The following is an 11,366-nucleotide window of genomic DNA, read 5'->3' on the forward strand; positions in this document are numbered from 1 at the left end:
GCCCGCGCCGATGGCCGTCCCGGTGTCGATCGACTCGTCGAAGAACAGCCAGCCATAGAGTGCGGCCCAGAGGATCTGGCTGTACTGCATCGGCGCGACAAGAACGGCGTCGGCCCGGCGGTAGGCGGAGATCAGGCAAAGACCGGCCAGAAACGCCAGCCCCGCCATCATCGTCCACAGACCCAGATCCCCCAGCGGCATCGGTTTATAGAAGAACGGCAAAAGCAGTCCCATGACGGCGAAATTCGCCACCATCGGATAGAGCATCAGGACGGCCGAGCGTTCGTCCCGTCCGATCTTGCGCACGATGACGGAGGCGAGTGCGCCCGTGAGGGCCGCCAGAAGGGCGGCGGCATGGCCCAGTTCCAGATCGAAGCCACCACTGCCGGGACGCAGAACGACCAGAACTCCGATCAGGCCCGCGACGCAGGCCCCGGCCCGGTGCAGTCCTACCTTTTCGCCAAGAATGGGAATCGCCAGCAGCGTGATCAGAAGCGGGGACGCGAATATCATCGAATAGACCTGCGCCAGCGGCAGGACGGAAAAGGCGTAGAACGCGCAGAACCCCGTGGTGACCGCCGCAACCGTGCGCAGGGCCGTCCACCATGGATGACGGGGCAGAAGCGTCCCCGGCTCGGAATCGCGCAACAGCATGAACACCACCAGCGGGAAGGTGAACAGCGTGCTGAAGAAGACGACCTGGAACACGGCATAGGTGCCGCCCAGCATCTTCACCGCGATGTCATGGGTGGAGAAAAGCGCAAAGGCCGTCAGCGAAAGCAGAATGCCGGAAAGCGGGGAGGATCTGTCGGGCATCGCGCGATCTCCATCGATCGTGGTGCCGCACCGCCCCCTCCCCAAGGCGACGCGGAATTGAGGTCAGGCGGCGTCGAGCGCCGCGAGGATCGCATCGCCCATTTCGGTGGTCGAAATCGGCGTGCCGCCATCCGGGCCCATCAGGTCCGCCGTGCGTGCGCCGTCGGCCAGCACCCGCTCGACCGCGCCTTCCAGAAGATCGGCATGCGCGCCTTCATCGAAGGAATAGCGCAATGCCATCGCGAACGACAGGATGCAGGCGATCGGGTTGGCCTTGCCCTGCCCGGTGATGTCGGGGGCGGAGCCGTGGACGGGTTCGTACATCGCCTTGGGTCGCCCGTTCGCCATCGGCAGGCCAAGCGATGCGGACGGCAGCATCCCAAGGCTTCCGGTCAGCATCGCGGCGCAGTCGGAGAGCACATCGCCGAAGAGGTTATCGGTAACGATAACGTCGAACTGCTTGGGCGCACGAACCAGCTGCATCGCGCCGTTGTCGGCATACATGTGGCTGAGTTCGACATCCGGGTATTCGGCGTCGTGAATTTCCTGCACCACATCGCGCCAGAGAATACCGGATTCCATGACATTCGCCTTCTCCATCGAGCAGACCTTGTTCGACCGCTTGCGGGCCAACTCAAAGGCCGATCGCGCGACACGTGCGATCTCGGACTCAGTGTAACGCTGGGTGTTGATGCCGACCCGCTCGTTGCCCTCGCGGTGGATGCCCCGCGGCTCCCCGAAATACACGCCCGAAGTCAGCTCCCGCACGATCATGATGTCGAGGCCGGAAACGATATCCTTTTTGAGCGAGGAGAAATCGGCCAAGGCATCGAAACATTGCGCCGGGCGCAGGTTCGAAAACAGGTCCATCTCCTTGCGCAGGCGCAGCAGGCCTCGCTCGGGCTTTACCGAAAAATCCAGATCGTCGTACTTCGGCCCGCCGACGGCCCCCAGCAGGACGGCATCGACCTTTTGCGCTTTCGCCATGGTGTCGTCATGCAACGGCGTGCCGTGATTGTCATAGGCGGCCCCGCCAACCAGATCTTCGGACACATCGAAGGTCAGATCCTTGTTCGCCCCGAACCAGTCGATCACGCGGCGCACCTCGGCCATGACTTCGGGGCCGATGCCGTCGCCGGCGAGGATCAGGAGGGAGGGGTTCGCCATGGGTCAGGCCTTTGCTGGAAACGTTGACGGTGGGGTAGCCCCGGACCCGACAGCCGTCAAGGAACCGCCACGTCCACCCAAACCAGCCGCGACGGCCCCGCTGCCGCATCGTGCAGCGTTCCACTGCCGACGACTCGCAGGCCGCGCGGCGGCAGAACGTAGTCGACCCGCATCGGCCCGACCGTTCGAAATTCGACCGTCGCCAGGCCGCCGTCCGGGCCTTCGGGGCGCGGGTCCTGAAGGGCGGGATGCGTCAGCAAGCGCATCAAGGCCTCAGCATGGCCTTCGCCGCCCGCCGGATCCTGATTGGCGCGGCCCATGACCAGCGCCGCTTTGGCCCCATCGACAAGGTCGGACACCAGGGTCAGCTCATCGCGGTTGCGGATGCCGTTGCGATCCTCGGGGCCGTCGAAGACGGGCGTTCCGGCGGACATGGTCACCAAGGTGATCTCCTGTCCGCGGATCGTGATCGGCACCACCCATTGCGCCGTCGTGGCCAGTGGCATCCCGGCCAGCGCCGGCGGCGGTACCAGATCGGCGGGGGTGCCATGATCGGACCAGAGCGCGCCGGTCAGGTCGCGGATTTCCCCCAGCGGAAAGCGGGACAGGACAGCCAGCCCGCTGTCGCCGGTGAACCGGCCATAGCCCAGCGCGTCGCGCGCTTCGTGCGTGGTTCCGTCCCCGTCCAGATCGAAGCCCGACGGCACGCCGGAATTCGGGCGCCGCGCGATGTGATGGGGATAGCCGCCGCCGACGTCGGACAGCCGGTCGCGCAGGGCGGCGGCCCCATTGCCCGCGTAATCCCAGTCGATGTCCATCAGCATCAGGACATCGGCGTCGGCCTGCGCGATCAGGGCGATCGCAGCTTCGGCCTGATCGTCGCGGCCCGATTGCAGATCGCGCAGCATCAAGCCGGGGCCCTTGCGGCCCAGCCCGGTGTCGAAAGTGGCTAAACGGATCGTCTCGGCCGGGGCCATGGCCCCGAAGCAGCAGATCAGGCCGGCAAGAATGCCGGATCGGGCACGCCCTGCTCCGACACCAGACGGCGGCGCTTTTGGGAAATCATCAGCGCCAGACGCCGCATCGCGATGCCGCGCAGAAACAGGGATGTTGGAAAAAACGCCCACAGTGACATCGTCCAGACCAGCATAAGATCGCTTTGCAGCATCGACACCCCGTGAGAATTCGCGATGTACACGGCCACGGGCGGCGTCAGATATGGCAGCAGAAGTCCTAACAGAATGTTAACGGCACCGTCGCGGTTCAGGCGCTTGACCACGTCGCGTCCCGCGGTCGGGTCGAACGTCGGCAGGTTGATCCAGACGTTGAAACTGCCCGTGGGCGACGGCCAGCCGCGCACACGGATCAGAATGGCGAAGACAGTCAGACCAACCAGCGACGTCAGATAGGCGATGCCCGCCGCCGCGCGAACGGTCTGCGCCTGGCTGAGCGTCGTGCCGTCCGGCAGAAGCCACATCAGCAGCCGGATCGGCGAAAGCGGGAAATCCATCGACTGCCCCAGCAGGACGCCGACCGCCAGCACCAGCCGCGACAGAAGCGACGAGTCGTGGCGGTTGGCGCAGGCCAGCGCGATCAGCAGCAGCGTCGAGAACAGCGTCAGGAACCGGACGCGGTTGAATGGCGGCGCACTGCGAAACTCGATCAGGCCGGGATAGATCGACCCGTATTCCACGATAATGAAAACGGCGGCAAAGAGGGAAATGAGGACGAAAGCATCGCTGATTTGAGAGTTCACGTCCGGCAGCACCAGTGACGGCGTCAAGATCATCACGACCATGAGAAGCGCACGAATGCACGCACCGGGGAGCTGCGAAATCACTGCCTGTCGATCCTTATCGGATGGCCCCTGTTTTTGCGGGGCCTTGTTCACTGCCACCCTCGTTGGGGCGTCTGCCTCATTCTTGCCACCAACGTGCCTTGTTTAACTTCACCTCGCAACCGCCTGATGCGGCACGAAAAGCGCAAGGTCGTTTTGTGTGCCCCGAAAGCCGCAAACCCCACCTTTCAGCGGGGTTTGTATATCAAAATCAGCATGTTGAAGTTCGACGTTAAAGCTCTTGACGTGAGTGTCGACGTCAGACCCAGGGTCGGCTCTGCGCCAGGTCCCGCTCATATGTATCGATCGATGCGGCCTTCTCCATCGTCAGGCCGATGTCGTCCAAACCGTTGAGCAGGCAATGCTTCTTAAAGGCGTCAACCTCGAACGGATAGGCCGTGCCGTCGGTGCCGGTGACGGTCTGGTTGTCCAGATCGACGGTGATGCGCGCGTTCTCGCCGTTGCGGGCGTCGTCCATCAACGCATCGACCTGATCCTGCGGCAGGACGATCGGCAGGATGCCGTTCTTGAAGCAGTTGTTGTAGAAGATGTCGGCATAGCTGGGCGCGATGACGGCGCGGATACCGAAATCCAGAAGCGCCCAAGGGGCGTGTTCGCGCGATGATCCGCATCCGAAATTGTCGCCCGCCACGATGATCTGCGCGTCGCGGTAGGCGGGCTTGTTAAGGACGAACTCCGGAAGTTCCGCCCCATCGTCGCCGTAGCGCATCTCATCGAAGAGGTTCACGCCCAGGCCCGAGCGCTTGATCGTCTTCAGGAACTGCTTGGGTATGATCATGTCGGTGTCGACGTTGATCAGCGGCAGCGGGGCGGCGACGCCGGTGATGGTCTCGAACTTGTCCATGATGCCCTCCGGGGAAAATGTCCCCGACGGCTTACTCCTGCGGTATGGCCAAGGTCAACGCAGCCCAGAGGGTCTGCCAGATCGGATCGCCCTCGGCCTGCGGTTCCAGCGGCAGTAGGGTGACCGAATCGATCAGATAGGCGTGGCCCGGCGTCACCTGCAGGGTCGCGCGTCCCTCGCCATCGGTGCGGTGCAGGGTGACGGTGACGGTGCCATCGGGGGCTTTGTCGAACATCTCGATCTGGGCGTCTGGCTTGGGCGCGTCGTCCAGGAAAAGCTGCACGGGAAGACCGCCCGACACGTCGTCGACGTATGGGTTGGCCAGCGCGACGAATTCGGTGCGCAGGCCACGCCGCGCATCCGATCCCGCCCCGTCGCCCACCGCGATCAGCGCCTTGGCGAACCGGCGATAGCTCTCAGTCGGCATGTCCTGCGGCAGATCGCGGTCCACATGGGCGGCCGCGACGTCGCCCAGATCCTTGTGCTCGGCAAAGCCGACGAACCGCTCCCACCCGCTGCGCCCCTCCTTTTCGCGGTAGGTCAGCGTCGAATCGGTCGTCTCGTGCAGAATTGTCAGAAGACCTTCGGGCAGGTCGGCGACATTTACCGCCGGATTGTCGCCAACGCGGGCGGGAACCTCCGTGACGGTGTCACCTGAAACGATGTCGAACCGCTCCGACCGGTTCGGGATGAAGGACAAGGCGGAGCCCGCGAAATTTTCGCCGTTGCGGAACATGGCCGTCACCGGGTTGCCGGGGTCGACGGTATAAGCCTCGGGCTCGATCCAGAACTCATGGGCTTGAACCGGCAACGTGATAATGCACATTGCAACGGCTACGGATTTCGAGAGGGCGAACATGGGTAATCTCCTGCAGATTTGCATCAGGGTGGCGTTGCTGGCGCTGCTGTCAATGGGACTGCCCATCACGGCTGCGGCACACGAGGTGCAGCCCGCCGTGGCGGACGTGCGGACTGGCGGCGACGCGGTGACGATCACCCTGCGCGCGGCGGTGGAGCCGATGATCGCGGGCGTGAACCTGTCGGAAGTCGAAGACACCGATGATTCGCCGCTGTCCGACCGCAACGACGCCCTGCGCGCCCTGTCGCCGGACGAGCTGTCGGCGGCGTTGACCGAAAGCTGGACCTCCATCTCCGAGGGGATCGTCCTGCGCGCTGGCGACACGCCGCTAATCCCGACGCTGGTGTCGGTCGATGTGCCGCCGGTGGGCGACGTGGAGATCCGCCGCGATTCGACCCTCACGCTGAGCGCGCGCCTGCCTGACGGCGACGATCCCGTCGTCTTCGGCTTCGACGCGGCGCTGGGCGGTCTTATCGTCCGTCAGGTCTCGGACGGCAGCGAGGAAACTTACGAAGCCTTTCTGACGAACGGATCCCTGTCGGACCCGATGCCGCGGACGGGCGTGGCGCAGCAGACCCTGGCGGAAGTGGCGCAAAGGTATGTCGTGTCGGGTTTCGTCCACGTCATCCCGGATGGGTTGGATCACATCCTCTTTGTTCTGGGCCTCTATTTCTTCGCGCTGGCCTGGCGCCCCATGCTCTGGCAGGTGACGTCGTTCACGATCGCGCACACCACGACGCTGTTCCTGGCGACGACCGGGGCGATCGTGGTGCCGGCGGAGTGGATGTGGCTGGTGGAGACGATCATCGCCGCTTCCATTGTCTGGATCGGGGTGGAGAACCTGATGGGCGGGCGCAAGGAGACCATTGGCTGGGGCCGGATCGGCGTGGTGTTCGTCTTCGGGCTTGTCCACGGTCTTGGCTTCGCGTCGGTCCTGTCGGAATTCGGGCTGGGCGAATGGTTGATCGCGTCGCTGGCCTTCTTCACGGTCGGGCTGGAAATCGGGCATCTGACGGTCATTGCCATCGCGTTCCTGCTGATGGGCCTGCCGTTCGGACACAAGAGCTTCTATCGCTCCGCGTTCGTCGTGCCCGGATCGGTCATCATCGCGGCGATCGGGGCCTATTGGGTGTTGAACCGCATCGGCTGGGCCGGTGATCTGCCCTATCTAACCTAGCAGGGTCAGAAGCGCCCGCTCGCCCTGTCGCAGACCGGCGGGGCGGGCGGGAACCTCCACCTCTCGCCATGTCTCGGCCAGGGCGATGACATCCGGGTGCACATAGGAATTGCGCGCGATCGTCGGCGTGTTGTGCAACACGCCCGCCGCCGCTTCGGTCATTTCCTTGATGGTCACACCTTCCCCGGTTTTCAGCGCGGCCTCCAACGCGGCGACCGATCCGTTCCAGGTCCGGAAGGTCTTGGCGGTGGCCGTGTCCAGCCCTGTCACGTCGCGCAACCAGTCGTTTACCTGATCGGCATGAACGGTGTGGCGCGCGTCGCCTTCGATCCATTCGAAGACTGGCGCGCCGGGCAGATCGGCCAGATCGTGCAACGCGCGCATTAGGGTACGATCGGACAGTTGCCGGCGGACGCGCTTGCCGCCCTTGGCCCGCCAATCCAGCTTCACGCCCCGGTCGTCGATGCGCAGGTTGCGCGACCGCAGGGTCGTCGCGCCCTCGGTTCCGTTTTCGGCGCGATAGATTTCCGACCCCACCCGGATCGACACCCGGTCGATCAGGCGCAGCACGGCGGCAATGGCGAAATCCCGCTCTCCGACCTCGCCCTTCAGGGCTTCGGTCACGCGGCGGCGCAGGGCGGGCAGGGCCGCACCGAACTCCGGCAATTCGCCGAACTTCTGCAGGCTGCGCCACTCCGACCAGCGGGGGTGGTAGCGGTACTGCTTGCGCGTGCGCGCATCGTATCCCGTGGCCTGCAGATGCCCCTGCCGCTCGGGCGAGATCCAGACATCCTCATAGGCGGGCGGCACGGCCAGCGCGTCGATCCGCTCGCGCTCCGACGGGTCGTCGATCGTGGTGCCGTCCGGCGCGCGATACGACCAGCCCCGCCCGGCCCGGCGGCGCGAAATACCGGGGCGGTCGTCGGGAAAATAGATGAGATCGGGCAGGTTCATGCAGATGAACGCGCCGAACTGCCCGGCCGGTTCCCTTGCGGACTCGCGCAATACGCAGCGGACACGCGCCGATCCGTCGCTTGCGCCCCCCGCCCGCCCATGACACCTTTCGCCATGACTCCCGAGACCCTTCCCTCCTGGCCCGATGCCGCCGCGACGCTGATCGCGGTCGCCGCCGGGCGCGCGCCCGCACAAACCGTCGTGCGCGGCGGCAAGGTCGTCAATGTCCACACCCGCGAGGTGCTGACGTGGGAGGTGGCCATCGCCGAAGGCCGCTTCGCCTATGTCGGCCCAGACGCCTCTCATTGCATCGGCCCCGAGACCGAGGTGATCTACGCGGCCGGGCGCTATGTCATTCCTGGTCTCTGCGACGCGCATATGCACGTCGAATCCGGGATGCTGACGCCTGCGGAATTCTGCGCCGCCGTCATTCCCCATGGCACGACCGCGATGTTCACCGACCCGCACGAGATTGCCAACGTTCTGGGCCTTCCCGGCGTCCGCCTGATGCATGACGAGGCGCGGATGCAGCCCTGCAGCATGTTCGTGCAGATGCCGTCCTGCGCGCCCTCGGCCCCCGGTCTGGAAACGACGGGATCCGAAATCACGCCCGACGACGTCGCCGAGGCGATGTCCTGGCCCGGCATCGTGGGTCTGGGCGAGATGATGAATTTTCCCGGTGTCGTGAACGGCGACGCCAAGATGCTGGCCGAAATGGCGGCGACCGCACGGGCGGGTAAGACCATTGGCGGGCATTATGCATCCCCCGACCTTGGACCCGCGTTCCACGCCTATGCCGCCGGTGGTCCCGCCGATGACCACGAGGGCACCTGCGAAGACGACGCCGTCGCGCGGATGCGGCAGGGCATGGCATCGATGATGCGGCTGGGGTCCGCGTGGTACGACGTCGAAAGCCAGATCACGGCAATCACCGAACGGGGCCTGGATTCGCGACGCGCGATCCTGTGCACGGACGATTGCATGGCCGGAACGCTTGTGAACGACGGCCACATGAACCGCGTGTTGCGCCACGCCATCGCCTGCGGATGCGATCCGCTGGTGGCGCTGCAGATGTGCACGATCAACACCGCCACCCATTTCGGACTGGAGCGGGAGCTCGGCTCGATCGCGCCGGGCCGCCGCGCCGATTTGATCCTGACGTCCGACCTGACGGAGTTGCCGATCGAACGGGTGATCGCGCTGGGTCGGACCGTGGCGATTGGTGGAAAGATGACCGTCCCCTGCCCGCACCTCGACTGGCCCAACAGCGCGCGCGACACGGTAAACATGGCCCGCGACCTGACCGCCGGCGATTTCGACATCGCAGGCCCGGACGGCGCAAACGAAGTGACCGCCCGCGTGATCGGCGTGGTGGAAAACCAGGCCCCGACCAGGGCGCTGACCCGAACCCTGCCGGTGCGGGACGGGCGGGTGGAGGCGACGGGCGACACCTGTCAGATCGCGCTGGTCGAACGGCACCGCGCTACGGGCGGCGTGACGAACGCCCTGGTCTCGGGCTTCGGCTACACCGGCAGAATGGCGATGGCATCGACCGTGGCGCACGACAGCCACCACATGATCGTCGTCGGCACCTGCCGCGAGAATATGGCGCTGGCTGCGAACCGGCTGCGGGCGGTCGGGGGCGGCGTGACCCTGTTTTCGGACGACACCGAACGCGCGATGGTCGAATTGCCCATCGCCGGCCTCATGTCCGACAGCCCCGCCGTCGACGTTGCGGCCCGGGCCGACGCCCTGATGCAGGCGATGCGCGATGCGGGCTGCACCCTCAACAACGCCTACATGCAGCATTCCCTGCTGGCCCTGGTGGTGATCCCGGACCTTCGGATCAGCGATCTGGGCCTGGTGGATGTGACGAAATTCGAACTTACCGACCTTATAGAGACCTGAATGACCCTGAACACCGCCCCGATCTGCACCCCCGACCCGGTCGAACCTCGCAGCTATTCCGACGCGGGCGAAGCCGTCGCCGCGCTCAAGCATCTTTATGTCGAAGCGACCGAATACCTGCAGATGCAGTTCCAGGCCGCGCTGACCGGCGGGACGCCCGAGTGTCGCTACCGCGCCTTCTATCCGGAGGTGCGGATCACGACGACCAGCTATGGTCGCACCGACAGCCGTCTGTCTTTCGGCCACGTGGCCGAGCCGGGGCATTACGCCGCGACGATCACCCGGCCCGACCTGTTCGAGAATTACCTGACGCAGCAAATCGGTCTGCTGATGCAGTCGCACGAGGTGGCCGTCACCGTCGGCCCGTCGCAGACCCCGATCCCGGTGCATTTCGCAGTTCTCAACAAGGTCGACATGGAGGTGCCGCAGGACGGCGTGCTGCCCTTCCTGATGCGCGACGTCTTCGATGTTCCGGATCTGGAAACGACGAACGATGCCATCGTCAACGGCGTCGGTTTTACCTATGAAGACGGGGCCAAGCCGCTGGCCCCGTTTACCGCGCAGCGCGTCGATTATTCGCTGGCGCGCCTGTCGCATTACACGGCGACCGATCCGGGCGATTTCCAGAACCATGTCCTGTTCACCAACTACCAGTTCTACGTGGATGAATTCATCGCCTACGGGCGCGACGCCCTGCGCGACCCTGCGTCTGGCTATGTCGAGTTGGTCGGTCCAGCGGGTCAGCGGGTGACGGCGGACGACCCGGACGCGCCGATGAACGACCTGCCCAAGATGCCGCAGATGCCCAGCTATCACCTGACGCGAAAGGGGGGCCAGGGTATCACGCTGGTCAATATCGGCGTCGGCCCGTCGAACGCCAAGACGGCGACGGACCATATCGCCGTATTGCGCCCGCACGTCTGGTTGATGGTCGGCCATTGCGCCGGCCTGCGCAATTCGCAGTCGCTTGGCGATTTCGTCCTGGCGCACGCCTATCTGCGCGAAGATCACGTCCTCGACGACGATCTGCCGGTTTGGGTGCCGATCCCGGCACTGGCCGAAGTGCAGGTCGCCCTGGAAGAAGCGGTGGAGAGCGTTACGCAGCTGGAAGGCTACGAGCTCAAGCGCGTCATGCGGACGGGCACGGTGGCCACGATCGACAACCGCAATTGGGAATTGCGCGAACAGGCCGGCCCGGTGCAGCGGCTGTCGCAGTCCCGCGCCGTCGCGCTGGATATGGAATCGGCCACCATCGCCGCCAACGGCTTCCGCTTCCGCGTTCCCTACGGCACGCTTCTGTGTGTGTCCGACAAGCCCCTGCACGGAGAGCTGAAGCTGCCGGGCATGGCGTCGGAATTCTACAAAACGCAGGTCAGCCGCCATCTGATGATCGGCGTGCGCGCGGTTGAATCGCTTCGAGAGATGCCTTTGGAGAGGCTACACAGCCGGAAGTTGCGCAGTTTCGAAGAAACCGCCTTTCTTTAAGTCCATTTTCCGCCTGTTATGGCAGAAACAGCGTTACAAATTCTTGTGACCTGCCGGAATCACAGGTTAAGGTCCGGAATACTAAGCAAACCCGTACGGGAAGGGAGAGCCGCACATGGCCAATAAACCGATGACCAAGACGCAACTCGTCGCCACTCTGGCCGAGAAGATGGACACCGACAAGAAATCGGCATCCGGGGCCCTCGACGCGATCGTCGAAATCATCACCGAAGAAGTTTCCAACGGCGGTGCCGTGACCCTTCCGGGCGTCGGCAAGATCATGTGCCGGGAACGTCCC

General features: G+C 64.8%; 11 protein-coding genes. 4 read left to right on the forward strand and 7 right to left on the reverse strand.

What is annotated here, in order from left to right; genetic code table 11:
* From JDO7802_RS05690 to JDO7802_RS05715, 6 genes are all read right to left on the reverse strand, one after another.
* The coding region (locus tag JDO7802_RS05690; RefSeq protein WP_083481037.1) for a DMT family transporter at positions 1-816 on the reverse strand (816 nt) is incomplete at its 3' end.
* Between the two features lie 63 nt (positions 817-879).
* The gene (gene leuB / locus JDO7802_RS05695) at positions 880-1,983 is read right to left on the reverse strand and encodes a 3-isopropylmalate dehydrogenase (RefSeq protein ID WP_055083532.1); all 1,104 of its coding nucleotides are present in this window, start codon (positions 1,981-1,983) and stop codon (positions 880-882) included.
* Positions 1,984-2,039: 56 nt separating this feature from the next.
* The gene (locus JDO7802_RS05700) at positions 2,040-2,960 is read right to left on the reverse strand and encodes an endonuclease/exonuclease/phosphatase family protein (RefSeq protein WP_055083534.1); all 921 of its coding nucleotides are present in this window, start codon (positions 2,958-2,960) and stop codon (positions 2,040-2,042) included.
* Between the two features lie 17 nt (positions 2,961-2,977).
* A complete protein-coding gene (locus JDO7802_RS17920; protein ID WP_245624124.1) occupies positions 2,978-3,781 on the reverse strand; it encodes a hypothetical protein in 804 nt (267 codons plus the stop codon).
* A gap of 298 nt (positions 3,782-4,079) precedes the next feature.
* Complete coding sequence (gene leuD / locus JDO7802_RS05710; protein ID WP_055083538.1) at positions 4,080-4,685, reverse strand: 3-isopropylmalate dehydratase small subunit; 606 nt, start codon at positions 4,683-4,685, stop codon at positions 4,080-4,082.
* Between the two features lie 31 nt (positions 4,686-4,716).
* Positions 4,717-5,544: a DUF4198 domain-containing protein gene (locus JDO7802_RS05715; protein ID WP_055083540.1), complete on the reverse strand. Its 828-nt coding sequence runs from the start codon at positions 5,542-5,544 to the stop codon at positions 4,717-4,719.
* Between JDO7802_RS05715 and JDO7802_RS05720 the strand changes: the two genes are divergently transcribed.
* The gene (locus JDO7802_RS05720) at positions 5,543-6,721 is read left to right on the forward strand and encodes a HupE/UreJ family protein (RefSeq protein ID WP_055083542.1); all 1,179 of its coding nucleotides are present in this window, start codon (positions 5,543-5,545) and stop codon (positions 6,719-6,721) included. The genes JDO7802_RS05715 and JDO7802_RS05720 overlap by 2 nt on opposite strands.
* Here JDO7802_RS05720 and JDO7802_RS05725 read toward each other — a convergent pair.
* Positions 6,713-7,675, reverse strand: coding sequence for a DNA topoisomerase IB (locus JDO7802_RS05725; protein WP_055084738.1), 963 nt, complete (start codon positions 7,673-7,675; stop codon positions 6,713-6,715). The two genes, JDO7802_RS05720 and JDO7802_RS05725, sit on opposite strands and share 9 nt — an antisense overlap.
* Positions 7,676-7,789: 114 nt before the next feature.
* On the opposite strand from JDO7802_RS05725, the gene JDO7802_RS05730 reads away from it, so the two are divergent.
* The 3 genes from JDO7802_RS05730 to JDO7802_RS05740 form a co-directional block, all read left to right on the forward strand.
* Positions 7,790-9,583: an adenine deaminase gene (locus JDO7802_RS05730; protein WP_055084740.1), complete on the forward strand. Its 1,794-nt coding sequence runs from the start codon at positions 7,790-7,792 to the stop codon at positions 9,581-9,583.
* The gene (locus tag JDO7802_RS05735) at positions 9,584-11,068 is read left to right on the forward strand and encodes an AMP nucleosidase (RefSeq protein WP_055083544.1); all 1,485 of its coding nucleotides are present in this window, start codon (positions 9,584-9,586) and stop codon (positions 11,066-11,068) included.
* Between the two features lie 115 nt (positions 11,069-11,183).
* Positions 11,184-11,366, forward strand: a 183-nt coding sequence (locus JDO7802_RS05740) for an HU family DNA-binding protein (protein WP_187298098.1), incomplete at its 3' end; no start/stop codon positions are given.

Origin of the sequence: Jannaschia donghaensis, from assembly GCF_001403795.1 — a bacterium.
GTDB lineage: Bacteria > Pseudomonadota > Alphaproteobacteria > Rhodobacterales > Rhodobacteraceae > Jannaschia > Jannaschia donghaensis.

Coding starts and splice junctions, on each gene's coding strand:
- JDO7802_RS05720 (WP_055083542.1), top strand. CDS start 5,543: ATGGGTAATCTCCTGCAGATTTGCATCAGGGTGGCGTTGCTGGCGCTG.
- JDO7802_RS05735 (WP_055083544.1), top strand. CDS start 9,584: ATGACCCTGAACACCGCCCCGATCTGCACCCCCGACCCGGTCGAACCT.
- JDO7802_RS05730 (WP_055084740.1), top strand. CDS start 7,790: ATGACTCCCGAGACCCTTCCCTCCTGGCCCGATGCCGCCGCGACGCTG.
- leuD (WP_055083538.1), bottom strand. CDS start 4,685: ATGGACAAGTTCGAGACCATCACCGGCGTCGCCGCCCCGCTGCCGCTG.
- JDO7802_RS05725 (WP_055084738.1), bottom strand. CDS start 7,675: ATGAACCTGCCCGATCTCATCTATTTTCCCGACGACCGCCCCGGTATT.
- JDO7802_RS05715 (WP_055083540.1), bottom strand. CDS start 5,544: ATGTTCGCCCTCTCGAAATCCGTAGCCGTTGCAATGTGCATTATCACG.
- JDO7802_RS17920 (WP_245624124.1), bottom strand. CDS start 3,781: ATGGTCGTGATGATCTTGACGCCGTCACTGGTGCTGCCGGACGTGAAC.
- JDO7802_RS05700 (WP_055083534.1), bottom strand. CDS start 2,960: ATGGCCCCGGCCGAGACGATCCGTTTAGCCACTTTCGACACCGGGCTG.
- leuB (WP_055083532.1), bottom strand. CDS start 1,983: ATGGCGAACCCCTCCCTCCTGATCCTCGCCGGCGACGGCATCGGCCCC.